This is a genomic window from Actinomadura bangladeshensis (assembly GCF_004348335.1).
Lineage (GTDB): Bacteria > Actinomycetota > Actinomycetes > Streptosporangiales > Streptosporangiaceae > Spirillospora > Spirillospora bangladeshensis.
The window spans coordinates 15,671-41,721 of the sequence record NZ_SMJW01000007.1; the positions used below are offsets into that span (position 1 = coordinate 15,671).

The window sequence follows — 26,051 nt, forward strand, 5'->3', positions numbered from 1 at the left end:
GAGTTTCACGCGTCATGGGCACCCTGGGCGACCTGAGCTGGGCGCGCGTCATCGCCGCCGCCGTCGTGATGGCGGCCGCGCTGGCGATCGCGGTCCTCCTGCGGCTGCTGACCGGGCGGCTGACCCGGCGCGCCGGCGACACCCGGTGGGCCTGGGACGACCTCGCCGCCCGCCTCATCCGGGACCTGGCGATGCCGCTCGCGGTGCTGCTCGGCCTGTGGACGGCGGCGAAGGTCCTGGAACTGCCGCGCGGCACCCTCGACGTGATCGCCAGGGTGCTGACGGCGGTCACGATCCTGGTGGTCTCGCTGGCGCTGGCCCGGCTGATCGCGGCGTCGGTGACCTCGATCGCGATGGCCCGGCAGGGCGTCGCCGCGAACGTCACGATCTTCGCCAACATCACCCGGGTGATCGTGCTCGGCATCGGCGTCCTGGTCATGCTGCAGAGCATCGGGGTGTCGATCACGCCGCTGCTCGGCGCGCTGGGCGTCGGCGGCCTCGCGGTCGCGCTGGCCCTGCAGGACACGCTCGCCAACCTGTTCGCGGGCGTGCACGTCCTCGCGTCCAAGACGATCGAGCCCGGCGACTACATCAAGCTCTCCACCGGGCAGGAGGGGTACGTCGTCGACATCAACTGGCGCAACACCTCCATCCGGACGCTGTCGGACAACATCGAGGTCATCCCGAACCAGCGGTTCTCCGACACGATCCTCACCAACTACCACCGCCCCGCGCAGGACATGTCGGTGCTGGTGTACGCGAAGGTGCACTACGAGGTCGACCTGGACGAGGTCGAGCAGCTTCTCATCCGCGTCGGCCACGAGGTCATGAAGGACGTCCAGGGCGGCGTGGCCGACTGCAACGTCCTGGTGCGGTTCGACGACTTCAACGACGCCGCCGTCGGCTTCCACGTGATCCTGCGGTCCAGCGAGTTCGGCGACCAGTTCGCGATCAAGCACGAGTTCCTCAAGCGGCTGCACCGGGCGCTCCGCGAGGAGGGCATCGCGCCGCCGTACTGGCACCACCGCGTGGCGCTGGACGAGCCGTCCCGCGCGAACGGCGTGCCGCGCAAGGACGAGCTGGCCTTCTAGCCGGCCGGGGGAGCCGCCTCGTCGAACCAGTCGAGGAACCGGGCGTCGCCGAACATCCGCGCCGTGTCGGCGGCGGACGGCGACCCCGCCCGCGGGTCGGCGCCCGCGTCCAGCAGGGCCCGCACCACCCCCGCCTCCTTCTTGAACACCGCGCCCGCGAGGGGCCGCTGGCCGCGGTCGTTCGCGCGCTCGGGGTCGGCGCCGCGCGCCGCCAGGGCCCGGACGGTCTCCGGGTGCCCGTGGTAGGCGGCGAGCATCAGCAGCGTGTCGCCCCGGTCGTTCGCCAGGTTCGCGGGGACCCCGGCGTCGACGTAGCCGACGAGCCGGCGGGTGTCGCCGGCCCGCGCCAGCTCGAACAGGCGGCCGGTGAACTCCTCGGCCTCCGGGTCGGCGCCGGCCGCGACCGGGACGCGGCTGTCGGCGGTGAGCAGCCCGCCGAGGCTGTCCTCGCCGTAGGTCAGCCGCTTCTCCAGCGAGACCAGCGCGCCGTCCTCGGGGAACGAGCGGAACCGCACGTCGTCCGCCAGCGACTGCATGATCAGCAGACCGCGGCCGTGCTCGGCGGACAGCTCGGGCCGGGGGACGCGCTCGGCGTCGAACCCGGTGCCCGAGTCGATCACCTTGATCACGCAGCGGCAGTCCTGGATCGCGGCCCGCACCGTGTAGTCGGCGCCGTGCTCGGCATGCTTGATCACGTTGGTGCACGCCTCGGTCAGCATCATCTCGATGTCGTCGCGAATGTGGTCCTCGACCCCGAGTGCGGTGAGCGCCGCGTCCAGGAGCCTCCGGGTCGCCGGGACGCTCGCGGCGTCCCGGGGGAGCTGGAGGTCCAGGCTGATTTCCACATCATCTCCGTCCGTCCCCCTAAAACGTGCCCTTTCCGGCACGCTCAAACATCGGGGCGCGGCGCGTAGTCGTCCACGTACTCCTGTCCCGACAGGCCCTGGATCGCCTCCATGATCTCGTCGGTGACCCGGCGGGCCGCCTTCCCGCGCGGGACGCCGTCGTCGCGTCCGCGGAAGTCCATCGGCGGGCCGATCCGCAGCCCGATCCGGCCCGGTACCGGGACGGCCCGCCCGCGCGGCTGCACCCGGTCGGTGCCGGTGATCGCGACCGGGACGACGGGCGCGCCGGTCCGCATCGCCAGCCGGGCCACGCCCGTCCGGCCCCGGTAGAGGCGCCCGTCGGGGGAGCGGGTGCCCTCCGGGTGGATCGCGAACACGCCGCCGCGGTCCAGCACGGCCGCCGAGGTGTCGAGCGCGTCGAGCGCCGCCCGCCCGCCGGACCGGTCGACCGCGATCGCGCCGACGCTGCGGAAGAACGTCGCGGTGGCGCGCCCCTTCATCCCGGCCCCGGTGAAGTACTCGTGCTTGCCGAGGAAGTGGACCCGCCGCGGCACGATCAGCGGCAGCACGAACGAATCGAGGAACGCCAGGTGGTTCGCGGCGAGGATCGCCGGGCCGATCCGCGGGACGTGCCGCAGACCGCTCACCCGGGGAAGGAAGGCGACGCGCATCGCGGGTCCGAGGACGACGTACTTCATCAGCGGATAGACAAGCCGTTCGGGATCCATGTCCGAGAAGGCTATGGGCGCCGCCGCCCCCGCCGCCGGTGGCGCCCGATACAAACCCGCAGGCTCGGATCTTGTAGGAATCCGCTATGGCGGGCGCCTCGCCGTCAGCCGCCGGCGGCGTCCGCGTTCAGCTGCCGGATCACCTTCCGGACGGCGGGCGCCGCCGGCCCGCTGCGCGCCGTCAGCTCCTCGATCCGGCGCTTGTGCCGCCGCCGGTCCGAGCCCGGCAGCACCGACGTCAGCTCGCCCGCCGCCGCCAGCGCCACCGCCGCGGCGTCGTAGCTGTTCACGTGCGCCACCGGCCGCCCCCGCAACGCCGACGACGCCCCGCCCCACAGCGTCTTCACGACCCGCGGATCCTTCACGGTGACCTCCTGGTGCGGGAACAGCCCGAGGATCCGGCGCCCCCGCACCCGGATCCAGCCGCCCCGCACCAGCTCGTCGCGCACCGCCGCCACGGTCGGCTTGGCGTCCTTGCGCACCCAGTGCTGCCACGACCGGGGCCGCGACGCGGCGATCTGCGCGAGCACCCCGTACGGGTCGTCGCCCGGCGTCCCCGGGACGGGCCTGCGCCGCTCCTCGCCGAGCCGCCCGTCCAGGTACAGCTCGGTCAGCGCGGCGGCGCGCAGCACGTAGCCGAGCCGCGCGCCGCTCTTGGTCATCCGCTGCTTCCTCAGGTCGTACGCCAGCAGGTACATGCGCGCCGGCAGCGACTCCGGAACCTCGACCATGGCTAATCCTCGCCCCCGCCCACCGGCGGGTCGTTCCCGTCTTCCCCGTCCCCGGGACGCTCCGCCTTGCGCGGGCGCCCGGGCCTTCGCATCCGTCCCGCCGACCCGGGCATCCGGCCCGCGTCGGCGAGGGCCTGCCGCAGCAGGAACTCGATCTGCGCGTTGGTGCTGCGCAGCTCGTCGCCCGCCCACCGGGCCAGCGCGTCGTGGACGGCCGGGTCGAGCCGCAGCAGGATCTTCTTCCGTTCCGCCACTGGTTCCGGGCTACTGGTAGAGGGTGCCGGTGTTGACCACCGGCTGGGCGTCCCGGTCGGCGCACAGCACGACCAGCAGGTTGCTGACCATCGCCGCCTTGCGCTCCTCGTCCAGGTCGACCACGTTCTCCTCGTCCAGCCGGTCGAGCGCGAGCTGGACCATGCCGACCGCGCCCTCGACGATCCGCTGCCGCGCCGCCACCACCGCGCCCGCCTGCTGCCGGCGCAGCATCGCCTGCGCGATCTCCGGCGCGTACGCCAGCCGGGTGATCCGCGACTCGATGATCACCACCCCGGCGGAGGCGACCCGCTGCGCCAGCTCCTCCGACAGCTGCGCGGTGATCTCGTCGGCGTTGTCGCGCAGCGACGTCCGGTCGGCTGCGTCGTAGGGGAAGCTGCCCGCGATGTGCCGGACGGCCGCCTCCGTCTGGAACGCGACGAACTCCACGAAGTCGTCGACCTCGAACACCGCCCGCGCGGTGTCGGCCACCTGCCACACCACCACGGCGGAGATCTCGATCGGGTTCCCGTCCAGGTCGTTGACCTTGGCGAGCCCCGTCTCGTGGTTGCGGATCCGGGTGGACACCCTGCGCCGCTCGGTCAGCGGGTTCACCCACCGCAGCCCGTCGGTGCGGACCGTCCCCGAGTAGCGGCCGAGCAGCTGCAGCACGCGCGCCTCGCCCGGCGCGACCGGCGTCAGCCCGGCCAGGACGATCAGCCCGGCCAGCGCCAGCAGCGAGCCCACCGTGCTGCCGACGGCGATGGCGGCGCCCCCGCCGGCCAGGACGCCGAGGCCGATCGCCGCGCCGCCCACCGCGATCCACAGCACGCCGACACCGAGCATCGTCCACCCGCCGCGGTCCCGCGCCGGCCGCTCCTCGATCTTCGGTCGCGGCATCTGCACCGCGGTCCCCGTGTCCGCCATGTCGTCCTCCTCCGTGGTTATCATCAACATAGCAAAGTGATATCACATTTACCAACCGGAGGAGGACGCCGGGCGGGCTCAGGGGGCGGGCTCGGCGGCGGGGACGAGGCCGGGCTCCTCGGCGTCCTCGATGACCTTGGGGACGTTGCGCAGCGTCACCAGGGCGAAGACGGCCACGACCGCGGCGAAGACGGCGCTGAGGACCAGCGCGGCGTGCATGCCGGTCACGAACGCCTCCCGCGCGGCCACGGAGACCTGGCCGGCGAGTGACCCGGGGAGCTGCGCGGCGGCCTGCAGGGCGGCGGCCAGGGAGTCGCGGGCGGCGGCCGCCGCCGGGGCCGGGAGACCGGCGGGCAGGTCCAGGACGTTGCGGTACACCGCGGTCAGGACGCTGCCGAGGATCGCCATGCCGAGCGCACCGCCCAGCTCGGTCGCCGTCTCGGCGATCGCCGACGCCGAACCCGAGCGCTCCTTCGGCACGGACGCGAGCACCGTGTCGGCGGTGACCGTCAGCGCCAGCCCCATCCCGAGCCCGGCCAGCAGCATGGCCGGGAACATCACCGTCCAGTACGAGGAGTGCAGGCCGATGACCAGGTAGAGGGAGAAGCCGCCGGCCGAGACGAGCATGCCGGTCGCGACGACGCGGGCGCGGCCGATCGCGTTGATCAGCGGCGGGGCGAGCGCGGCGCCGCCGATCATGGCGCCGGCGGCGCCGGGCAGCCCGGCCAGGCCCGCCTTCAGCGGCGACCAGCCGAGCGCGAGCTGGAAGAACAGCGAGAAGATCAGCGACTGGGCGACCAGGGTGAACATCGCGATCATGTTGGTGGTGACGGACCCGGCGAACGCGGCGCGGCGGAACAGCCGGATGTCGATCAGCGGCTCGGCCACCCGGGTCTGCCGGACGGTGAACGCGGCCAGCGCCGCCAGCCCGGCCGCCAGCGCGAGGTAGATCCGGGTCTCGTCCGGGCCGTGCGCGGCGGCCTCCTTGATCGCGTACACCACGCCGAGCACGCCGATGATCGACAGCGGCACGCTCACCAGGTCCAGCCGGCCGGGGAGGGGGTTGCGCGACTCGGGCAGCACGACCGCGCCGGCGACCAGCACCACGGCCATGATCGGCACGTTGATCATGAAGACCGAGCCCCACCAGAAGTGGTCCAGCAGCGCGCCCGCGAGGACCGGGCCGAGGCCGACGGCGAGACCGGCGACGCCGCTGAACGCGCCGATCGCCGCCGTCCGCTCCTTCGGCTCGGGGAAGGCCCGGCGGATCAGCGACAGGCCGGACGGCATCAGCGTCGCCCCCGCCACGCCGAGCAGCGCCCGCGCCGCGATCAGCAGCTCCGCGCTCGGCGCGTAGGCGGTCACCGCGGACGCGGCGGCGAACACCGCGGCGCCGATCAGCAGCAGCTTCTTGTGCCCGATCCGGTCGCCGATGCCGCCCATGGTGATCAGCAGGCCGGCGAGCGTGAACCCGTAGGCGTCGGCGATCCACAGGATCTGGGTGGCGGACGGGTCGAGGTCCGCGCTGAGGTGCGGGACGGCCTGGTTCAGCGCGGTCAGGTCGATGTTCGGCACGAGCGCGGCCAGCAGGCAGATCGCGAACGTGCCCCACTTGCGAGCTGAGGAGTTCATGCCCGCAACGGTCGCGGGACGCGCTGACCGTCTTCGCACCGTCCGCTGACAGCCCGCCCGCCCCCCGTCAGCACCGACTGCGTTCACCTGCGGCGTGTTGTTGTTATGGCGCCGCCGATAACAACAACACGCCGCAGGTCAACGAAGTCACGGGCCTAGTGGTCGGTGAGGAGGGAGTGGGCCCGGTCGAGGGGGAGCGCGGCGCCCTCGGCGAAGGCCCGCTCGTAGGCGGCGTCGCCCAGCAGGCGGCGGGCGTCCGCCGCCACCCGCTCGGCATCGGCGTCGCCGACGACCTGGATGCCGCGCAGCGCCTTGGCGACACCGAGCAGCAGCGCCGCGCGCTCCCCGTCCCCCTCCGCGGCCGCCACCCCGGCCAGCGCGGTCGCCGCGGCCGTCCGGTAGAGGAACAGCGGGTGGTCGAACGACCCGTCCAGCGCCTCGTGCAGCAGTTCGCGGGCCCGTCCGGTGTCGCCCTCGGCGATCGCCAGCCAGGCCAGCCCGATCAGCACCGGCCCCCGCGTCGCGACGGCGATGAACCGCTCGGAGGTGTAGCCGGTCAGCGCCGTCTCGTACAGCCGCCGCGCCTGCGCGGCGTCCCCGCGCAGCCGCGCCACGTCGCCGAGCCCGTGGTAGCCGGCGGCGATCTTGTCCGGGGTCCCCGCCCGCCGCGCCAGCTCGATGCCGCGCTCGAACCCGGCGCGCGCCGCGTCCGGCGTCCCGGTCCGGATGAGCAGGTGCGCCCGCTGGTAGAGCAGGTCGGCGGTGTCCTCCAGCGCGCCGAGCCGCCCGACGAGTTCCAGCGCCTCGTTCAGCAGCGCGACCGCGCGGGCGTGGTCGCCGCGCCAGCCCGCCACCTGGGAGAGGGTGTCGAGCGCGTTGGCGATGCCCCACCGGTCGCCGCAGGCCCGGAAGCCACGCAGCGCCTCGCGGCACGCCTGCTCCGTCGCGGTGATGTCGCCGGCGGCCTGGGCGAGGAACCCCTCGCTCATCCTGAGCAGCGCGCGCGTCCACGGGTCGTCGCCGACCTGCCTGGCGAACACCGTGTTGTCGGTGCGGCCGGGACCGGCGGTGAGCGCCCACATGACGGTCACCACCGGATACCGCACCTGCCGGTCGATGCCGTGCAGCAGCGCCGCGGCCCGGTCGAGCCACGCGACCGCCCGCTCACCCGTGGCGCCGCCCGACACCGCGTTCGTCACGCACAGGACGTACTCCTCGCCGAGGCCCTCCGGCGGATCGGCGCCGACCGTGTCCAGCAGCTCGGACGCCAGCGCCGCGCCCTCCACCCGGCCGCGCAGCCACCAGTACCACGACAGGTGCGCGATCATCCGGAGCGCGAGCGCCGGATCGGCCCGGACCGACCACCGCAGCGCCGCGTGCAGGTTCCCGTGGTCGGCGGCGAGCAGATCGAGCCAGGCCAGCTGCTCGGCGCCGCGCAGGTGCGGGTCGGCGCGGCGGGCCAGGTCGGCGAAGTGCTCCGCGTGGGCCCGCTCGAACTCCTCCCGCTCGCCCGCCTCGGCCAGCCGCTCGGCGCAGAAGGCGCGGACCGTGTCGAGCATCCGGTACCGGGTGCCGTCGCTCTGCACGAGCGACTTGTCGGCCAGCTCGACGAGCAGCTCGTCGGCGTCGTCCAGGCCGCAGACGCCCATCGCCGCGTCCAGCGCGAGCCCGCCGGAGAACACCGTCAGCCGCCGGGCGAGGGTCCGCTCGGCCTCGTCCAGCAGGTCCCAGCTCCACTCGACGACCGCGCGCAGCGTCTGGTGGCGCGGCGCCGCCGCCCGGTTCCCGCGCGACAGCAGCCGGAACCGGTCGTCCAGCCGCGCCGCGACCTCGGTCACCGGCAGCGACCGCAGCCGCGCGGCCGCCAGCTCGATCGCCAGCGGCAGCCCGTCCAGCGCCCGGCAGATCCGCAGGACGGCCCCGACGTTGCCCTCGTCCACCGCGAAGCCGGGACGGACGGCCTCGGCCCGGTCAAGGAACAGCCGCACCGCCGGATACTCCTGGGTCTCCGCGGCCGGGACGCCGTCCGGCGGCACCTCCAGCGGCGGCAGCGGCCGCAGCGCCTCACCCGTGATCGCGAGCGCCTCCCGGCTCGTCGCCAGCACCCGCAGCCGCGGGCACGCGCTCAGCAGCCGGTGCGTGATCCGCGCGACGGCCGCGACGACGTGCTCGCAGTTGTCCAGGACGAGCAGCATGCGCCGCCCGTCCAGCGCCGTGACCAGGCGTTCCACCGCGTCCGGCGACGGCTCGCCGGGGGCGGGCCGCATGCCGCCCGCGCGCAGCCCGAGCGCGCCGAGCAGCGCCTTCGGCACCTCGTCCGCGACGACGGGCGCCAGGTCGACGAAGCAGACCTCGCCGTCCTCCCGTCCCGCCGCCTCGATCGCCAGCCGCGTCTTGCCCGCGCCGCCGGGCCCGAGCAGCGTGACCAGCCGGCCGCCGGCCAGCATCTTCCCGACGCGCCGCAGCTCCTCCTCGCGGCCGACGAAGCTGGTGAGCTGCGCGGGCAGGTTCGGCCGGACGCGCTCGCGCCCCTCCTCGCCGCGCAGGATCCGCAGATGCACCTCGGCGAGCTCTTGCGACGGGTCGGCGCCCAGCTCGTCGGCCAGGACCCGCCGCCCGTCCTCGAACACGGCGAGCGCCTCGGCCTGCCGCCCGGTGCCGTGCAGCGCCCGCATCAGCAGCGCCCGCGCCCGCTCCCGCAGCGGCTGCGCGTCCACCAGGTCGCGGAGCACCGGGACCACGGCCGCGGGATCGCCCGCCCGGAGCCGCGCCTCCCCGAGTCCCTCGACGGCCGACGCCCGCGCCTCCTCCAGCCGCGCCGCCTGCGCCGCCGCGAACGGGGCGCCCACATCGGCGAGCGCGGCGCCGCGCCACAGGCCGAGCGCCTCCTCCAGCAGCCCGGCCGCCTCCGCCGCGGTCGCGGCCCGCCGCGCGTCCCCGGCGAGCCGCTCGAACCGGTGCGCGTCGACGTCGTCGCGCTCGGCGTTCAGCCGGTACCCGGCGGGCAGGCCCTCGACCAGCGCCGCGTCCCCGAGGCCCCGCCGCAGCCGCGACACCTGCGACTGGAGCGCGTTCGCCGCCCCGCTCGGCGGCTCCTCGCCGTAGAGGCCGTCGATGAGCCGCTCGGTGGGGACGGTGCGCCCCGCGTCCAGCGCCAGCATGGCCAGCAGCGCCCGCACCGTCGGCCCGCCCACCGGCAGCACGTCGTCACCGCGCCGAACCTCGACCGCTCCCAGGATGCCGAACCGCATGCCCGGATTCTCCCGCACTACCGTGGTGTTCCCCACCTCGGAGGAGCGCCATGACCGAGATCCAGATCGTCACCGACTTCCTCGCCGCGCTCGAAGACCTCGACATCGACCGCGCGCTCGCCTACGCCGCGCCCGGGATCGTCTACCAGAACGTCCCGCTGCCGCCCGCGCGCGGCCTGCCCGCCGTCGAGAGGACGCTGCGCGGCATGGCCCGCCACGGCACCGGCTTCGAGGCCCGCGTCCACACCATCGCCGCGAACGGCCCGGCCGTCCTGACCGAACGCACCGACGTCCTGGAGCGGGGCGCCTGGCGCGCCGAGTTCTGGGTCTGCGGCACCTTCGAAGTGCACGACGACCGCATCACCCTGTGGCGCGACTACTTCGACTGGACGACCTTCCTGGCCGCCTCCGCCAAGGGACTCGCCGGCGCCCTCGTCTCCGCCCTCGGCGCCCGTTCTCGCGCCACGGCCCGCTGACAACCGGTTCGGGACGCCCGCCCCGCGCCGCCACCGGTATCGTCCATGTCCAACGAAACCGGGTGGGCGACGCCGGCATCGGTCCGGGGGCCGGGAAAATGGAGAGCGATGGAACCGCTGCGTCCGGAGGATCCGCAGACGATCGGCCGCTACCGGCTGACCGGGCGCCTCGGCTCCGGAGGGATGGGCGAGGTCTTCCTCGGCATTTCGCCGGGCGGGCGCGCCGTGGCGGTGAAGGTCATCCGGCCCGAACTGGCCGCCGACCGGCAGTTCCGCGACCGCTTCGCCCGCGAGGCCGAGGCCGCCCGCAGGGTCGGCGGCTTCCACACCGCGCAGGTCGTCGAACTCGACCTGGCCGTCGACCCGCCGTGGCTGGTCACCGCCTACGTGCCGGGCCCGTCCCTCGCCGCCGTCGTCGCCGAGCACGGCGCCCTGCCCGAACGCTCCCTGCGGGTGCTGGGCGCGGGCCTCGCCGAGGCGCTGGAGGCGATCCACACCGCCGGGCTGGTGCACCGCGACCTGAAGCCGTCCAACATCCTGCTCGCCTCGGACGGTCCCCGCGTCATCGACTTCGGCATCGCGCAGGCGCTGGAGGGGACGTCGCTCACCGTGCCGGGCGGCTCCATCGGCACGCCCGGCTTCATGGCGCCCGAGCACATCCGCGGCGCCGCGGTCGGCCCGCAGGCCGACGTCTTCGCGCTGGGCACCGTCCTGTGCCACGCGGCCGGCGTCCACCCGTTCGGCGACGGCCCGGCCCAGACGCTGATGTACCGGATCGTCCACGAGATGCCGGACGTGTCCGAACTGCCGTCGGGGCTGCGCGACCTGGTGGCCTCGTGCCTGGCGAAGGACCCGGCCGTCCGTCCGACGCCGGCGGAGGTGCTGAGGCGTCTCGGCCTGGCCGGCGAGGTCGCCCCGCTCGGCGACTGGCTGCCCGCCCAGGCGACCCGGATGGTCGACGCATACCAGGCGGACGCCCCTGAGGGCTCACCACCCGCCGCGGCCCCGGCCCCCTACGGACCCGCCATGGGCGCACCTGCCATGGGCGCACCTGCCATGGGCGCACCTGCCATGGGCGCGCCTGCCATGGGCGCGCCTGCCATGGGCGCGCCTGCCATGGGCGCGCCTGCCATGGGTCCGCCTGCCCTGGACCCGGCTCCCATGGGCCGACCTGCGATGGGTCCTCCCTCAATGAGTGCGCCTGCCATGGGCCCGTCCGCGATGGGGCAGCCGCCGATGGGCGTGTCCGGGATCGGGCCGCCCTCCCCGATGGCGCCGCCGATGGGGCCGCCGACCCGGCTGGGTCCGTCCACCCCGCCGGTGACGCGCAGCCGCAAGGGGTGGCCGCTGTGGGTGGGCATCGGCGCGCTCGGCCTGGCCGTCACCCTGGTCGCCGGGATCCTCATCGCGTCGAACCTCTCCGGCCCGTCCGGTCCGGCGACCCCTTCGGCGTCGGCGGACGCGGCGGCCGGGGAGTCGCCCGCCGCGCAGCGCTGCTCGTTCGAAGGCAAGCAGGTGACCGACCCGGAGGGGCGCCTGTTCGACACCTGGTCCTGCCGCACCGCGCGGCAGGGCCCGCTGTTCCTCCAGCCGACGGCCGGAGCGAGGACCGGCTACATCAAGTCGTCGAGCAACTGGTTCGTCTGCCAGGCCGACGGCGCCGCCAACCCGGGCGGCAAGGGAAGGACCTGGCTCTACACCCAGGGCGACGACCGCTACAAGAACGACGGCTGGGGATGGTTCCCGGCCTCCTCCGTCTCGCCGACCTGGGCGGAGCAACCCGTCCCCGACATCCCTCCCTGCACCTTCTGACAACGCGACCCGCGACCGCAACCCGCCCGGCGCCTGGAACCTGGAGATCCAGGACATAGACGCCTCCACTCCCTCAAACTCTGGCTCTCCGGCAGCAAGATGGGCCAGGGCTACCTGGCCCGCTGGGACGGCTCCCGCTGGACGCAGGTAGACCTACCTCCAGCCAGTGCGGTGTCCACGAACGTCGACCGGGTCACCCGTCGTTGATCTGCGGCGTGTTGTTGTTATAAGCGCGTCGGAAGCAACAACACGCCGCAGATCAACGCACCCGGTGAGCCTTGGTGGACACCGCACTAGAAGCCGTGGCCGACGACGTCTGGGCGGTCAACGGCTGCCTGGCCCGCTGGCAGAACGGCACCTGGACCACTTACGACATCGTTGCCTTTATCCACCGGATCCACGCGGTGAGGAGTTCGAAGTCGGGGCCCGTGACCGCAACGTCGTGATCAAGGTGTCCTTCAGTGCGCCCAGCAAGGAGTCCGCAGAGTTGGAGGCCCTCGCCAAGCCGATGGCCGAGACGGCCGTAGCCCTTCTGAGAGAGGCGGACCGCTAGCATCCGGCCCGGCCACGCCACCGCCCGCCGCAGCACCGTTCGCTCTGGCTCGACGACGGTGAGCCACTATGGGGCCCCCGCCGGCGCCGGTATCCGGTTCAACCGTCGGGGCGCCGGACGTGGGTCGCCCAAGACGGCGGATGGGCCTTGGCGGCTGCGATCGCCTTCGGAGTCGGGCGGCCGACTCTGACAGGGACGGCCCCGAGGGGCACTCCGAACACCCGCGCCCACGTCCGCCGCCAGCCGAGCATGCGTTCCCACTTCCGCAGCTCGCGGGCCTCCTCTCTCTTCTGCCGCCGCTCCACCTCGGCCCATGCGGCATCCTCATCGAGCGACCACGCGGGGCGGCGACGCATCAACTGCTCGACGTACCCGCTCTTCCAGTGGCCGCTGCCGGGCCTCAGCGCTCGCACCACATCCTCGGACAGGCCGAACAACCCGGCCACACTCGCATCGCTGAGGCGGGCGCCCGCCCTGGCCGCGGAGTCGAGGACGGCCGCGTGCCGATGGGCGTCCTGCCGCTCTACCTCCACAACGGCGTTCTGGAGTTCGATGTCGGCCCGCGCCTGCAGAAGCCACGAGGGCGGATCCTCGGCCAGTTCCCGCAGCGCCGCGACCGGAACGTGCGCGCCGACATGCGGGACGTGTTCTGCGACGACCCACGCGGGGACGCCCAGCGCGGCCGAGACCTCCTCAGGATCTGCGAGATCCTCAGTGGCCCGCACCGCACGAGGAAGGATGTCCTCCAGCAGGGCTTCCGCCTCCCTCCGCGGCAGCTGGGCCCGGCGCATGACGGCAGTGAGTTGTTCGATGCCGGGATCGTCCAGGTGCCCGAGCTTCCTGAACGGACCCAGAGCCCCGCTGCTCGCCCGCATCAACGCCACGGCCCAGGTCAGCACCTCGATCTGCCCCGCGTCCGGGGCGGGTTTGCGCCGCTCGAGTTCGACTCGCACCACCGCGGCGAGTTCGGCGTTCCGTTTGCGCGTGGCCGCAGCCTTCCGCGCCGCCTGTTCCCGGTCGAGGACCCTCGCGGCGGCCCGCAGTTCGGCGTCCGCCCGGACGTGGTCGGCGAGCGCGTCCACGTCACCTGCGCGGTAGTAGACGACATGCAACACCTTGCCGTACTTGTGGACGTCCTTCTCGGCGACCGGCGCCAGGCGGGCGGCCGCCGCCACCCGCTTGAACCGCTGAACGCTGATGCCGAGCCGGGCAGCGGATTCCGTAGCGTTGCAGTGACGCTCCTGCGCTAATCGCCGCCGCAGCCCGTCAAGGTCGTCCAGCGCCGCTCGCACCGACAGGGGATCGAAGCTGCGATCCGGAAGCCGCAGCAGCAAACTGCTCTCGGCCGCGAGCTCGACCTCCCACACCGCGAACCCGAGCACGGCCCGCACCTTCTCCCGCCTGATCCCCAGTGATCTCTTCGCCATGGCTCGTCCTCCTTGCAACCCAGCAGCATGCCGAAGGGGTGTGACATTCCGTTGACCGACCGCCACCGGTCGCAATCGGAGTCGGCGCCGAAACGGCCTCACCAGGCCGGGGGTTACGGAAGCATGGGGTCGTGCGCATTCGCCGGATCACGATCACGCTGCTGGACATGCCCGTCCCCGTCTGGCGGACGCTGGAGGTCCCCGCCGGGACGACCCTCGCGGACCTGTACCCGGTCGTCCAGCAGGCCATGGGCTGGGACCTGCCCGGCCACCTGCACGTTTTCGAGACGCCCGGAGGACGGTACGGAGACCCCGACTCCGAGTTGAAGATCGAGGACGCCGCCCAGGTGACCATCGACGAGGTCGCCCCCCGTTTCGAGTACCTCTACGACTTCGGGGACGGCTGGCGGCACGAGATCGTCGTGACGGAGACCCTCGCCGCCGATCCCGATGCGCGCTACCCGCGGCTGGTGAACGGCGCCGGCGCCTGCCCGCCCGAGGACAGCGGCGGCCCGATCGGGTACGCGACGATGCTCGAGGCGCTCGCCGACCCCGCACACGAGGACCACGGCCATTACCTGGAATGGACGGGCGGCGGCCACGACCCGGCGGCCTTCGACCCGGCGTCCGCCGACCGCAGACTCCGCGCGGAACTCCCGGGCATCGACGAGTGGCTCGCCGAAGAACCGATTCCCGAAGCCATGCGCGCCAAGGCGTCCGGCATCGTCGAGATCACCGACGAATTCTGCCTCGGCCACCTCGACACCGCGTTCGCCGAACTCTGCCGCGTCACCACCGCGAAACTCGCCCGCAAGCGTCCGTCACCCCTCGCCCGCGGCGACCTGCGCATCTGGGCGGCCGGCATCGTGTACGCGATGGGCCGCGTCAACTTCCTCGGCGACGGGTCGCACCCTCTGCACAAGTCCGCCCACGAGATCTCCGTCCTGCTGGACGTCACGAAGACGACGATGCAGCAGAAGGCGTCCCGCGTTCTCGACATCTTGGAGATCGGCACGTTCGACCCGGATTTCGTGCACCCGGGCATTCAATCCCACCCTCTCCACCAGGCAGGAGAACTGCTGCGCCTGTTCTCCGGCCCGGAACCCGAACCGGTGCCGCTCGACGAACTACTCGACTCGATGGTCGACGGCATCCCCGGCGAAATCCTGGGAGAGCCCGACCCTCTCCAAGCGGAACTGTTCTTCTCCGAGATGATGGGTGCCTGGTGGGGACGGGAACTCACCGGCGCCGACATCGACGAGGTCTTCTGCGGCGGGCTCATCGACCGCGCCGCCGGCCGCCGCACCCCGCAGTCCCTCGCCCTCCTGCGCGCCTTCGCCGTCCTGGCCCCGCCCCCGTTCGACGCCCGCGCCGCCCGGGCCGCGGACGACCTGTCGGCCGCCGGCGTCCCCGACCCGTCCTGGGCGGGAACCATCGGGAAGGTCCAACCCGGCGAATGCTGGACCTACTACGACATCTACGGGGACCAGCGCTCGCTCATCTGCCTGTTCTCCCGCGACTCCGGCCAGGACGTCCTCTGCGTCCTGATCGACGACTCCCTCGGCCGGATCGCCAAGGACGCCTACATCGCCGACCAGCCGGACCTGGTGCTCAGCGAACTCAAGGCACAGGCCCCCGGCGAACCCGCCGCCGTCCTGGAAACCATCGACCCCGCCATGGCCCGCGCTCTGCTGGAGGCCGCGTTCGCCAACACCACCGGGGACGCCCCGGTGAGCGAGAACTTCGGCGGTGACCGCGCGGCGGCACTGTGCCGCATCCGCGCCCTCCCGCCCGGAGGCGTCCTCGAACCCCTCCCCGTCCACGACGAAAAGGCCCGCCAAGCCATCGTCGGCGAATTCCTCAACGACCACCCGGACATGCCCGCCGAGCCCGTCCGCTGGATCGTCGACTACGGCTGCGACCACGACCTCGGCCGGCCGCTGCGCGTGAGCCCCGCCAAACTGGACCAGCTCATCCTCACCCCGACCCGCTTCTCCTTGGAAAGGGTCCTCCCCACCTGGACCCGCTGGGCCGCCGCCCGCCAGCACCTCCCCGAGGAAGCCCAGAAGGCCCTCGCCGAAATAGCCGACGAGCACGCAGCCCTCATGCGACTCTGAAAACCGGCGCCCTCACGCCAGGACGATACGGTCCGGAAGCCCGTCGATCCGCCCTTCCTCCTGGAGTCTCAGGAGGTCCTCGGCGAAGGCACGGGCGATGTCGGGGCCGCGGCGGTTCCAGCCGAAGAAGCGGGCCGCGAGGGTGGTCAGTTCGGTCTCGTCCATGCCGGGGGATTCGCCGATGAGCCCGAGCAAGGCCGTCCGCCGCTCCGCGGGAGGGACCTCGGCGACTCTGCGGGCCGCCCCGTCTCCGGGCTCGCGCGGCACGACCGGACGTCCGCGCAGCGTGAGGGTGTCGCCGTCCTGCTCGACATCGGGATCGGCCCTGAGCAGGTCGCCGAGCGCCTGGTCGAGGTTGGCCCTGATCCGCGAGCCGATCTTGACACCCCAGACCGTCGCCGCCCGCCGGTAGAGGACGTCGCGCTGGATCGGCGCCTCGACTTCGAGAGTCTCCCTGAAGAGCCGCTGGAGTAGACTGCGCGACTCGGGCAGGTGCATCTCGTAGTAGTAGAGGTGCCCCTCGAGATGTGCCCGGCGGTACTGCGTCGCCCAGTCGCGTCGTTGCTCGTCTTCGACGGATTCCATGGTCACCCGTGGCGGCTCGGCCGCCTGCGGCGCTTCGGGGGCGATCACGACCGGGCCCGGCTCGTCGTCCGGCTCGGGTTCCTCCGCCGCCCGGGCGATGGCCGATGCGACGGCTTCGCGCAGCCGGGCCTCCGCCTCCGGACGGTCGCGGTACCAGTCGGTGCCCCAGATGCGGTACAGCTTCCAGCCGAGGCCGCGCAGCACCTCTTCGCGCAGGCGGTCGCGGTCCCGCGCGGCCTTGGACGAGTGGTACATGGCGCCGTCGCACTCGATGCCCAGCGCGAACCGGCCCGGCAGGTCGGGGTGGCGCACCGCCATGTCGATCCGGTAGCCGCTCACGCCGACCTGCGGCTGGACGTCGTAACCCCAGCTCTCCAGGACGTCCAGCACTGATTCCTCGAACGGGCTCTCGGGCGCGGCGTCGCCGGCGAGCGACCCTTGCTCCAGAACTGCGGGGCCGTGCTCGGCGTAGTCGAGGTACTTCTTGAAATGGTCGCGGCTCCTGTTGGCGCCCTCCCGGATGTCGGAGCCGGAGATGGACGAGACAACCTCGACGCGCCGCCGGGCGCGGGTCACGGCGACGTTGAGGCGCCGCCAGCCGTTCTCCCGGTTGAGCGGCCCGAACGCCATGGTGAGCCGACCGTCCGGGCCGGGCCCGTACCCGACGGAGATGAGGACGACGTCCCGCTCGTCGCCCTGGACGGTCTCCAGATTCTTGACGAAGAACCCATTGAGCCGGTCCTCGGCGAAGAACCGTTCGAGTTCGGGGTGCCCGGCGCGGGCCCGCTCCACCGCATCCTCGATGGCCTGCGCCTGCGCGTCCGACATCGCGACCACGCCGAGGCTCAGTTTCGGCCGCGTCCGGTAGTGGTGTAGGACGCGTGCGGCGACGGCGTCCGCCTCGATCGAGTTGCGGCGGCTGCGCCCGCGCTCGTAGACGCCGGGCACCTTGGTGAACGTGACCCCCACGTCCTCGCCCGACTCGAACGCCCCGGGGAAGGTCACGAGGCCGCCGCCGTAGAAACGGCGGTTGCTGAACGCGATGAGCCCTTCGTGGCGGCTCCGGTAGTGCCAGGACAGCGGCAGGCTGCGGATGAGGCCGCTGCCCTTGCACATGTCGAGAAGGGAGTCGAAGGAGTCGGGGACGTCCTCGTCGTACTCGTCGTCGTCGGAGTCGTCGGCCTGGGCGAAGAAGTCGGTCGGCGGCAGCTGCTTCTGGTCGCCCGCCACGATGAGAGAGTCGCCCCGGTACACGCAGTTGACCGCGTCCTGCGGCAGCACCTGCGACGCCTCGTCGAAGATGACGACGTCGAAGCGGTACCCGGGCGGCAGGAACTGGCTGACCGTCAGCGGGCTCATCATGAAGCAGGGCTTCACCAGCGGGACGATGTCGGAGGTCTTGTCGAGCAGTGTCCGCACGGGCATGTGCCTGCTCTTCTTCTCGGCCTCCCGCTGGATGGTCGCGGCCTGCCCGACGTTGGACCGCGGACGGCGTGCGTTGCACGCCTCGATCACCTGGGCGTGCGCGTTCTCGACCAGCGCGCGGTCGAGGGCGCGGAACTGCTCGATGAGCTTGTCCCGCTCGACCGCCCGGACGGGGCGGAGCCGCGAGTCGCCGGCCATGACCTGCTCGGCCCAGGCTTCGAGGACGGCCCGTTCCACGGCCCGCGGGAACGCCGCCCCGTCCAGTCCCTTCCCGGCGGCGCGGACGATCAGCCCGTCCAGCCCGGACCGGCGCAGGACGGCGCGGGCCTCATCGAAGGAGCGCCACTCGTCGGGACCGGACCGGTCCGCGGCGAGCAGGCCGGTGAGTTCATCGAGCGCCGCCGGGGACCCGGTGAGCCGCCCCTGCAACTCGGTCCGCCGCGCGGCGCCGAAAAGCTGGACGAAATCGGTGACCGCGGCCCGGAACGCGGCCCACACCCCGCGCAGATCCTCATCGGGGCGGGCCGCGAGAAGTGCGTGAGCCGCCTGCTCGGGCATGGCCTCGTCCGCCGCGCGCACACCGGCGACCCAAGCGAGGGCGCTCGAGAGCCCGGTCGTGTCCGTTTCCAGCCCGGCGTAGAGAGCGCCCAGCAGTTCCTCGTCGCGGCCCTTCCGCGCCAAGAACTCCCGGCGTTCGGCGCGCACCGCCTCGACCCGGGCGGCGATGCCGCGCGCCTGCCCGAGCGTGAGCGACGCCGGCGCCGCGAGCACCGGCCGCACCTCGGCGATCAGCTCGGCGCCGGCCGCCAGCGGCCGGAGATGGGCCGAATACCAGGCGGCGGCGTCGGCGAGGGTTCCGGCCGCGAGCCTTGGACGTCCCCCGGGCCGCGGTGCCGGGATGAGCGTCCGCCGCCACCGGTCGATCCGCTCGCGGGCATGGTCGGCGGCGGCGCAGGCGTTGAGATCGGGACGGCCGTCGGCACCGACCTGCTCGGCGAGCGCGGACGGGAAGTTCAGCCCTGCGGTGAGCCGGCCGATCTCCTCGGCGCCCTCCAGCAGCTCCCGTACGAGTGGGAAGTCGGTGTGCTCGCCCTGCCAGTAGCGTCCGAGGTACCTGCCCTGCGAAGCGGCGGCCTGCTGTAGGGCCATCGCCGCGTCGTACCAGGCGAGCGCCTGCGGCAGCCGTTCACCGGCCTCCTTGGTCCATTCACCCGACACGGTCAGCCCGGCGAGCACCCGCTTGTCGCCCCGGTGGCCGCTGGAGAGCTTCCCGAGCCCGTGGGCCTCGCCGAACCGCCGGACGAGCCCGGGGAAGTCGGGCACGGTGAGGATGCCCTCGGTGAACACCTGGCCCGCCGCGGCCCTGGCCTGGGCGAGCGCGCTCACGCGGCTTTCGAGTTCTGCGGCGGCGCGGGCCGCCGCATCCCGGCCCTCCCGGGTCAGCCAGGCAGCTTCGGGACGGTGCCGCCGGCGCGCGAACTCCGTCAGCCTGCACATTGCGAGAGCCTGGTCGACGGTCTCCGGGGCAGGCATCCCGTAGACGGCGGCCACGTCGCCGAGCCACGACTGGGCGTTGCGCAGCGTCTCCGCCAGCTCAGCGAAGTCGGTGCCGAGCCCCCGCAGCCACTCCTCGGTGAGCCCCGAAAGATCAAGGCCCTCCGTGGAGAGCCCGGCCAGCGCGACCTCCTCAGCGGACGCCTCGGTCTCGATCCCGAGGGGCAGCCGGTCCCAGTCCGGCCCGATCTCGCGGGCGAGGGCGCCGACCGAGGTCCGCAGCGAGCCCAGCCGTCCGGTGAACCCGCTCACCTCGTCCCGCAATGCCGGTAGGTCGGGGACGGTGAGCCACGACTCCGGGACGTCCGGACGCCCGGCCGTGGCGTCGAGCAGGGCGAGCAGCCGTTCGGTGGCGCCGAGTTCCCCGAGCCCGAGCGGCTCGGTGAGATCGGCGTGCGCCGCGAGGTGCCGCTGGAGCTCGTCGGCTCGCTCGCGCAGCAGTTGCAGCCGCATCTGCGGCTGCCCGGCCCCGGTGAGGTCCCGCCATGCGAAGCCGGGCCCCTCGGCCACCGGCCGCCATGCACCGCCCACCCTTTCCGCCGCCGCGCGGACGTCCTGGAGCCCTTCGGCGGTCAGACCGTCCGGCAGGGCGGTGGGCAGTGCCGGGACGTCGGCCAGGGTGCTCAGCCGGCCGATCACGTCGTGCAGGGTCAGCCTCAGCGGCGGCCGGGTCTCGTTCATCGCCGCCGCATACGCCGAAAGCTCCCGGCGGGTGCGCAGGAGCCGCTGCCGGTCCTCCTCCGTCCCGGCGCGGACGGCCTTGGGACGCTGGGAGAGGGCCTCGCCCAGCGTCTTCGCGACCTCCTTGCGGCTCGCGTGGTGGCTGTGCAGCGCCAGCACGAACGCACCGAGCCCCACGTCGTCCAGGCGGTTGCGCACCACGTCCAGCGCGGCGGCCTTCTCGCTGACGAACAGGACGCTGCGGCCCTTGTGCATGAGCGCCGCGATCATGTTGGCGATGGTCTGGCTCTTACCGGTGCCGGGCGGGCCGTCCATGATGAACGACCGGCCGTCGAGCGCCGCCGCGACGCACTGGCGCTGCGACGAGTCGGCGTCCAGGACCAGCGGCGTCAGCTCGGGCGGCTGGAGCTCATCGATCCTCTCGGCATCGATGGGCTCGAAGTACAGCGCGTCCTCGGGCAGGTGCGCGGCCTCGCCGAGCCCGATGGCCCGCACCAGTGGATGTGCCAGGACCTGGTCCTCGTGGTCGAGCAGGTCCCGGTACATCGCCTCCTTGTGGGAGCGGAAAGTGGCGAGCACGACGTCCTCGGTGACCTCCCAGTCCGGGTGCCCCGCGACGGCGGCGCGCACGACCGAGAGCGTGCCGGGCAGGTCCTTCATGCTGTCGGGGTCGGGCCACTCCAGTCCGAGCTGCTGCATCTTAACGCTCAGCGCCGGGTTGGGGACCACGTCCTCGCTCTGCTCCGTGACGAGCCTGAACACGCCGGGGCCGAGCCGGTCGAGCCGCACCGGGACGAGCAGCAGCGGCGCCAGGTTGAAGCCCTCCGCGCCGGGCTCGCGCCACTTGAGGAACGCCACGCCGAGCTGCAGGGTCCACAGCCCGGTGTCGTTGAACAACTGGTTGGAGTCGCGGTAGAGCTTGCGGAGTGAGGCGTCAAGCGCGAGCCGGGTGTTCTTCTGAGTGACGATCCCGGCGGTGTCCGCGAGCGTGACCAGCCCCTCGTCCTCGGCGTCGTCCTCGGGCAGCTCGGCGAACCGAAGTCCCGAGTCGAGCCCGATGAGCAGCGGACCGGCCGCGGGCGACCGAATGGCGAGCGTGGCCGTGCGGGTGTGCCGGAAGTTCAGGAGCCGGTTCCGCCCCGTCAGATCGATGAGGTTGTCGCGCCATTTGCCCAGCACAGTCCGCAGGTGCGTGCGCGGCAGCTCGTCCATCATCGAGTCCCCCATACGGTCCACTCCCTCCTGACAGGACCCGGCAGCGAGGTCTCAGCCAGGGACCGAAACGATTCTGACACTTCACTTCCTGTGCGAACGGGTCCGGATGAGGACACGAGACGGATGTGCACCATGGGACGCGCGACCCGCCCCACCGGTTGTCCGTTGGCGATCACCGAACACAGAGTTATTGTGAATGTGATCGACCACGAGACTGCGACAGGATAAGCAAGCCCCGGCTCCTCTAAGGCAGGCGGTCGTGGCCGATGAGCACGCCGCCGGCCGGCGGGACGGCCTCGCCGCTTACCGCGGCCCTCCCGCTGCGGAGCCGCGGGGCGTTTAGCCGGTCTGCCCCACGCAGCCGAGGGAGCTGGTCTCCGGCTTGAAGCGGGTCGACCAATCGGGGTAGTCCTCCTGCGTGTCCGAGAACCATGTGGTGAAATTCTGCTCCCACCTCTGGTTGGACAGGAAATCCTTCAATTGGGCGAGGACGATCCTGCAGTCTTCCTTGTTTCCGGGCTGCAGTCCGATCATCCACTCGTTCGGCCCGGTCGCCGGGATCTCTACGACATTGTCGTCCTTGTCCTTGGCGACGACGACGTCAGACGACGTCTCCTGGTATCCGTAGAGGATCAGCAGGTCGGTGCTGACCGCCTCAACCTGCTTGCCCCTGAGAAGCTCGACGCATTCTCCGAAGCGATCCTTGGACAATATGGCGACACCGAGGGCTTGGAGCGCCTGCTGCGAGGTCGATCCGGTGGTCGTGCAGACGGATTTCCCCTTGAGGTCCGCGGATTTGCGGATCTCCTTGTACTTCTTGCGGACGAGCACGCCCTGCGGTGTCCGTATATAGGGACCCACCAACTGCACTTTTGATCTGCGTTCCGGGGTGTCGGAGTACGTGGCCACGATCATGGGGAGAGATTTGTTCTTCAGCTTGTCGTCGCGGTCTTTTGTCACGACCGGAGAGAAAACGTGGTTCGTGCCCGTATTGGTTGTTATGTAGTCGACCAGCCGTATCTCGAATCCATCGAACCTGGATCCGTTCTGCTGGGAGAGTTGCGGTTGGTCCGGTTTTATGCCGACCGTCATGTTCTTTCCGCGTCCGAAATGCGACTCCGCCGCGTGGGTCGCGCTGGGCGAGGACTCTGCCGCAACGGGCGGCTGCCCGTGGCACCCGGTGAGGCAGGCAAGAGCGGTGAGCGTCAGAGCCGACACCCCGGCCCCCGGCTTGGTCATGCGGGCACGCAATTTCTCTCGGATCATCTGTGCAGACTTCCTCGTACATGGACATCGACAGCGCACATTGAGTTGGGTTCGACGTTCCGCACTGTCATGATGACCTCACGGTGCTCGGCGTCGGGCGGTGACCCGAGGCGTATGTCCTTCTCCACGTTCGGTTCTAATTCCACGGAACTCGCTTGCCAGGAGAGGCGCACCGAGAGCCGGATGCTGTCTCCGCAAGTAGGGGCTTGACGGTTTCGTGGCGTGACAGTGAACGTAAGGCCGAGATACGTCCGCTTCTCCTTCGACGTGATTTTCGATAGGAGGGAGCTTCCGGCCTGCCTGCCGGTGAAATCCTGCGGTGACAGGCGGGCGTCCTTGGCGGCCAGATACCGGTCGTTCACACCGAGCAGGAGAAAAGGTATCGCGCAGCACGACAATATCCATAGGGTGGCCATCGCGACCTTCTGGTCGATCTTGCCAGAGGTCAGTGCGACCAGTGCCATGGTCGCGCCGGTCACCGCACCCAGAATCCCGAGGATGGCGATTGCGGTCGGGCCGTTCATCCAGATCGCGGCAGTCCAGAACGCGACGCACGCGATGACCGCAAGCAGCAGCCATGGACTCGAGGCCGGCTGCGCCTCGGGTGCATCGTTCGCTCTGCTCGCTTCGTTGTGATTCTCGGCATCCTGGGTGGGATTGCCCATGAGCTGCGCCTTTGTCTGAATCGATAGAAGGGTGGATCCGCCGGCCCGTACATTCGGTTGATGGCAGTATGCCGCCTGAGGCAACAAGGCGCGCAACTTTTGCCTCGCCGCGGGCTGATTCGGACCTGTGGGCGACCTGAACGGTCTCAGCGAACAAAAGGCCGTACAGCGCCTTCAGACTGCGGCCTTCGAATTGCTTGCGGCCAGGATGGCGGCACAGCCCCTTTCTTGCCGGGCGCGGCCGATTCCCGTTCCGGCCAGGGGGCCGCACGCTGGGCGGGACGCGGGATGCGACGGGCGCGGGGCTGGACGCCGTGCCGCCCGCGCCGAGCCGTCCGGGCGAGGCCGGCGACTGCGACGGCCGCTCGAACTGATCGAGGCGCCCCGGAATCGGGACGCCTCGCCGGTACCCCCGATCTCCGGGTATTCGTCAAATGGCTTTCTCACTCGTCCGCGCAGGTGCCGTTCGCCACCCGCCGCGGGCCCGCTTCGGCGTCGGCCCGCCGGAAGCCGTTCGAGCGCGGCGGCGGACTTCCGGCGCCATGACCACCGCAGCGGGGAGACGCCCTTGCCCTCCTGACCGTTGATCGGCCGAGATCCGGCGGGCCTCGGCCCCGGGGCTGCTCCGCGGCCTGGTCGCCCGGCCCGGCAGGGGAGCGGTCGTCGTGGCCGAGAGTGCGTCCGACCACCCCGAGGGCGGCGTTGCATCGCCCTCGGGGGCGGGCGCGGGTCAGCGGCGGTGCTCGAGCTTCATGTCGCCCGCGGTCACGTTGCGGATGTGGTCACTGGCGAGCATGGCGTGCGGGAAGCCGAGTGTGATCGCGCTGACCTCGTCAAGGCGGGCCAGATGGGAGGCAGAGAGGTCGACGTTCAGGGCGCCCAGATTGGTCTCCAACTGCGAGGGGGTGCGGGCGCCGATGATGGGCGCCGTCACACCCGGGCGCCGCAGCGCCCAGGCCAGCCCGACCTGGGCGGGTGTGCTACCCGACTCCGCCGCGATCTCCTTGACGACGTCGGCGATGGCGAGGTTGCGTTCGGTGAGCGTGCCGAGGGCGAAGTTGAAGCTCTTGCGGGTGCCGTCGGCGGACGCGGTGTTCGCCGCGGTCAGGTCGTCGCGGCCGTACTTGCCGGTGAGCAGCCCGCCGGCCAGGGGCGAGTACGGAACCACGCCCAGCCCCATCTCGCGCGCCATGGGGATCAGGTCGCGCTCACCCGTGCGTTCGATCAGGTTGTACTCGATCTGCAGCGCGACCAGCGGCGACCAGCCGCGCAGGTCGGCGATCGCCTGCATGCGCGACACCTGCCAGGCCGGGGCGTTGGAGATCCCCACGTACAGGACCTTGCCCTGCCGGACGAGATCGTCCAGGCCGCGCAGGATCTCCTCGACCGGAGTGGTGAAATCCCACACGTGCAGGTACAGCAGATCGATGTAGTCGGTGTTCAGCCGTCGCAGACTGGTCTCCACCGACGCGAACAGGTTCTTGCGGTGGGCGCCCCTGGCGTTCGGGTCACCAGGCCGGCGCAGCGTCGTGTACTTCGTCGCCAGCACCAAGCTTTCGCGGTTGCCGCGCGCGAATTCGCCCAGCAGACGCTCGGAGCTGCCGTTGCTGTAGGTGTCGGCGGTGTCGATGAAGTTGCCGCCGCGGTCGACGTAGACGTCGAACAGCTTGCGCGCCTCGTCCGGCTCGGCGCCCCAGCCCGACTCGGTGCCGAAGGTCGCCGCGCCCAGCGCCAGCGGCGAGACCCGCAGCCCGGACCGGCCCAGCTGCCGGTAGGTGTCGAGGGTGAGCGACATCGTGTCCTCCTGTGTTCGTGGTTCGAGGACAAGCCTGTGACCGGCGCGGGCCGGGGGTAAGGGAAGGCACTTCCTGGGAACAGCGGTCCCACCCTGGCTGTTGGACCGGACATGATCAGCACCGCCGTGGACACGACACAGGAACTGGCCGCGTTCCTGCGGACCCGTCGCGAGCGCCTGGACCCCCGGGATCTCGGCCTGCCGTCGGGCCGGCGGTCCCGGCGCACCCCGGGGCTGCGCCGCGAAGAGGTCGCCGAACTGGCCGGGGTCAGCATCGACTACATCGTGCGGCTCGAACAGGCCCGCGGGCTGCGGCCCTCGGCGGACGTCGTGGAGGCGCTGGCCCGCGCACTGCGGCTGGCCCCCGACGAACGCGCCTACCTCTTCGACCTGGCCCGCCGGCGCCCCCGCGGCGCCGCCAAGCCGGCCACCGTCGCGGCCCCGCCGCTGGCCCGCCTGGTGGACGACCTGTCGCCGCTGCCGGCCATGCTGCTGAACCACCGCTTCGACATCCTGGCCTGGAACCGCGAAATGGCGAGGCTGCAACTCGACTTCGACGCCCTGCCGCCGTCCCAGCGCAACGCGATGTGGCTGTGCCTGATGCACCCGGAGACGCGCGAGTACTACATCGACCGCGAACGCGTCCTGCGGGAGGGGGTCGCCCGCCTCCGCGCCGCGTGGGCCGCGCATCCGGAAGACCGGGCGCTGACCGACCTCATCTCCGGCCTCCTCGCCGGCAACGAGGAGTTCGCGCGGCTGTGGGCCGAGCGGGACGTCAAGGTCAACGGCCGCGGCGACAAGGCGATACGGCATCCCGAGGCCGGTGTGCTCAGCATGCATTTCGAAGTCCTCATGCCGCTGCAGGACCCGGAGCAGCGGTTGATGATCAGCCGCGCCGCCGACGATGCGAGCCGGTCGGCATTGGACCGCCTGTTCGCACGGTGATACGGACCGTCCCGCCTGATCGACGAGAACCGCCCCCGGGGCGTCGCGGCGTACGTCATGCCGTGGTCGGAGGTCGGG

Annotated in this window: 18 protein-coding genes; 6 read left to right on the forward strand and 12 right to left on the reverse strand. The window is 72.1% G+C overall.

Features of this window, described 5'->3' with window-relative positions:
• Positions 1 to 14: 14 nt before the first annotated feature.
• Positions 15 to 1,091 (forward strand): mechanosensitive ion channel family protein, encoded by a 1,077-nt coding sequence (locus E1284_RS02840; RefSeq protein WP_131936714.1) that lies wholly within the window; start codon positions 15 to 17, stop codon positions 1,089 to 1,091.
• On the opposite strand, the gene E1284_RS43925 is transcribed toward E1284_RS02840, so the two are convergent.
• From E1284_RS43925 to E1284_RS02875, 7 genes are all read right to left on the reverse strand, one after another.
• On the reverse strand, positions 1,088 to 1,936 hold the full coding sequence (locus E1284_RS43925) for an ATP-binding protein (RefSeq protein WP_424923465.1): 849 nt from the start codon (positions 1,934 to 1,936) through the stop codon (positions 1,088 to 1,090). The two genes, E1284_RS02840 and E1284_RS43925, sit on opposite strands and share 4 nt — an antisense overlap.
• Positions 1,937 to 1,980: 44 nt before the next feature.
• Positions 1,981 to 2,664, reverse strand: a complete 684-nt coding sequence (locus tag E1284_RS02850; protein ID WP_131936716.1) for a lysophospholipid acyltransferase family protein — start codon at positions 2,662 to 2,664, stop codon at positions 1,981 to 1,983.
• A 104-nt stretch (positions 2,665 to 2,768) separates the two neighbouring features.
• On the reverse strand, positions 2,769 to 3,395 hold the full coding sequence (locus E1284_RS02855; protein WP_131936718.1) for a GOLPH3/VPS74 family protein: 627 nt from the start codon (positions 3,393 to 3,395) through the stop codon (positions 2,769 to 2,771).
• Between the two features lie 2 nt (positions 3,396 to 3,397).
• Entirely contained in the window at positions 3,398 to 3,649 is a 252-nt protein-coding gene (locus tag E1284_RS02860) for a type II toxin-antitoxin system antitoxin (protein ID WP_131936720.1), read from the reverse strand.
• Positions 3,650 to 3,659: 10 nt separating this feature from the next.
• Entirely contained in the window at positions 3,660 to 4,574 is a 915-nt protein-coding gene (locus tag E1284_RS02865; protein WP_131936722.1) for an SPFH domain-containing protein, read from the reverse strand.
• 78 nt (positions 4,575 to 4,652) lie between these two features.
• On the reverse strand, positions 4,653 to 6,206 hold the full coding sequence (locus E1284_RS02870; RefSeq protein WP_131936724.1) for an MFS transporter: 1,554 nt from the start codon (positions 6,204 to 6,206) through the stop codon (positions 4,653 to 4,655).
• Positions 6,207 to 6,361: 155 nt separating this feature from the next.
• Complete coding sequence (locus E1284_RS02875) at positions 6,362 to 9,457, reverse strand: AfsR/SARP family transcriptional regulator (RefSeq protein WP_207923522.1); 3,096 nt, start codon at positions 9,455 to 9,457, stop codon at positions 6,362 to 6,364.
• 50 nt (positions 9,458 to 9,507) lie between these two features.
• Between E1284_RS02875 and E1284_RS02880 the strand changes: the two genes are divergently transcribed.
• From E1284_RS02880 to E1284_RS41165, 3 genes are all read left to right on the forward strand, one after another.
• The gene (locus E1284_RS02880; protein WP_207923523.1) at positions 9,508 to 9,933 is read left to right on the forward strand and encodes a limonene-1,2-epoxide hydrolase family protein; all 426 of its coding nucleotides are present in this window, start codon (positions 9,508 to 9,510) and stop codon (positions 9,931 to 9,933) included.
• 108 nt (positions 9,934 to 10,041) lie between these two features.
• Positions 10,042 to 11,745 (forward strand): serine/threonine-protein kinase, encoded by a 1,704-nt coding sequence (locus tag E1284_RS42860; RefSeq protein ID WP_243714215.1) that lies wholly within the window; start codon positions 10,042 to 10,044, stop codon positions 11,743 to 11,745.
• A 302-nt stretch (positions 11,746 to 12,047) separates the two neighbouring features.
• Positions 12,048 to 12,191, forward strand: coding sequence for a hypothetical protein (locus tag E1284_RS41165; RefSeq protein WP_165965105.1), 144 nt, complete (start codon positions 12,048 to 12,050; stop codon positions 12,189 to 12,191).
• A gap of 205 nt (positions 12,192 to 12,396) precedes the next feature.
• On the opposite strand, the gene E1284_RS02895 is transcribed toward E1284_RS41165, so the two are convergent.
• Entirely contained in the window at positions 12,397 to 13,680 is a 1,284-nt protein-coding gene (locus E1284_RS02895; protein ID WP_131936728.1) for a hypothetical protein, read from the reverse strand.
• Positions 13,681 to 13,856: 176 nt separating this feature from the next.
• Between E1284_RS02895 and E1284_RS02900 the strand changes: the two genes are divergently transcribed.
• Entirely contained in the window at positions 13,857 to 15,842 is a 1,986-nt protein-coding gene (locus tag E1284_RS02900; RefSeq protein ID WP_207923524.1) for an IS1096 element passenger TnpR family protein, read from the forward strand.
• Positions 15,843 to 15,854: 12 nt separating this feature from the next.
• On the opposite strand, the gene E1284_RS02905 is transcribed toward E1284_RS02900, so the two are convergent.
• The 4 genes from E1284_RS02905 to E1284_RS02920 all read right to left on the reverse strand — a co-directional run bounded on the left by E1284_RS02905 (position 15,855) and on the right by E1284_RS02920 (position 25,028).
• Positions 15,855 to 21,314 (reverse strand): DUF3320 domain-containing protein, encoded by a 5,460-nt coding sequence (locus E1284_RS02905; protein ID WP_131936730.1) that lies wholly within the window; start codon positions 21,312 to 21,314, stop codon positions 15,855 to 15,857.
• Positions 21,315 to 21,641: 327 nt separating this feature from the next.
• On the reverse strand, positions 21,642 to 22,568 hold the full coding sequence (locus tag E1284_RS02910; RefSeq protein WP_131936732.1) for a transporter substrate-binding domain-containing protein: 927 nt from the start codon (positions 22,566 to 22,568) through the stop codon (positions 21,642 to 21,644).
• The gene (locus tag E1284_RS02915) at positions 22,565 to 23,233 is read right to left on the reverse strand and encodes an MFS transporter (protein ID WP_131936734.1); all 669 of its coding nucleotides are present in this window, start codon (positions 23,231 to 23,233) and stop codon (positions 22,565 to 22,567) included. Before E1284_RS02915 ends, E1284_RS02910 begins: the two co-directional genes overlap by 4 nt.
• Positions 23,234 to 23,963: 730 nt before the next feature.
• Positions 23,964 to 25,028 carry an aldo/keto reductase gene (locus E1284_RS02920; RefSeq protein WP_131936736.1) on the reverse strand — a complete coding sequence of 355 codons (1,065 nt, stop codon included), beginning with the start codon at positions 25,026 to 25,028 and terminating at the stop codon, positions 23,964 to 23,966.
• Between the two features lie 111 nt (positions 25,029 to 25,139).
• Here E1284_RS02920 and E1284_RS02925 point away from each other — a divergent pair, with 111 nt between their 5' ends.
• Positions 25,140 to 25,973 (forward strand): helix-turn-helix transcriptional regulator, encoded by an 834-nt coding sequence (locus E1284_RS02925; RefSeq protein WP_131936738.1) that lies wholly within the window; start codon positions 25,140 to 25,142, stop codon positions 25,971 to 25,973.
• Positions 25,974 to 26,051 lie beyond the last annotated feature (78 nt).

Coding starts and splice junctions, on each gene's coding strand:
- E1284_RS02865 (WP_131936722.1), bottom strand. CDS start 4,574: ATGGCGGACACGGGGACCGCGGTGCAGATGCCGCGACCGAAGATCGAG.
- E1284_RS02855 (WP_131936718.1), bottom strand. CDS start 3,395: ATGGTCGAGGTTCCGGAGTCGCTGCCGGCGCGCATGTACCTGCTGGCG.
- E1284_RS02920 (WP_131936736.1), bottom strand. CDS start 25,028: ATGTCGCTCACCCTCGACACCTACCGGCAGCTGGGCCGGTCCGGGCTG.
- E1284_RS02905 (WP_131936730.1), bottom strand. CDS start 21,314: ATGGGGGACTCGATGATGGACGAGCTGCCGCGCACGCACCTGCGGACT.
- E1284_RS02870 (WP_131936724.1), bottom strand. CDS start 6,206: ATGAACTCCTCAGCTCGCAAGTGGGGCACGTTCGCGATCTGCCTGCTG.
- E1284_RS02840 (WP_131936714.1), top strand. CDS start 15: ATGGGCACCCTGGGCGACCTGAGCTGGGCGCGCGTCATCGCCGCCGCC.
- E1284_RS02850 (WP_131936716.1), bottom strand. CDS start 2,664: ATGGATCCCGAACGGCTTGTCTATCCGCTGATGAAGTACGTCGTCCTC.
- E1284_RS02925 (WP_131936738.1), top strand. CDS start 25,140: ATGATCAGCACCGCCGTGGACACGACACAGGAACTGGCCGCGTTCCTG.
- E1284_RS02875 (WP_207923522.1), bottom strand. CDS start 9,457: ATGCGGTTCGGCATCCTGGGAGCGGTCGAGGTTCGGCGCGGTGACGAC.
- E1284_RS42860 (WP_243714215.1), top strand. CDS start 10,042: ATGGAACCGCTGCGTCCGGAGGATCCGCAGACGATCGGCCGCTACCGG.
- E1284_RS02915 (WP_131936734.1), bottom strand. CDS start 23,233: ATGGGCAATCCCACCCAGGATGCCGAGAATCACAACGAAGCGAGCAGA.
- E1284_RS02880 (WP_207923523.1), top strand. CDS start 9,508: ATGACCGAGATCCAGATCGTCACCGACTTCCTCGCCGCGCTCGAAGAC.
- E1284_RS02910 (WP_131936732.1), bottom strand. CDS start 22,568: ATGATCCGAGAGAAATTGCGTGCCCGCATGACCAAGCCGGGGGCCGGG.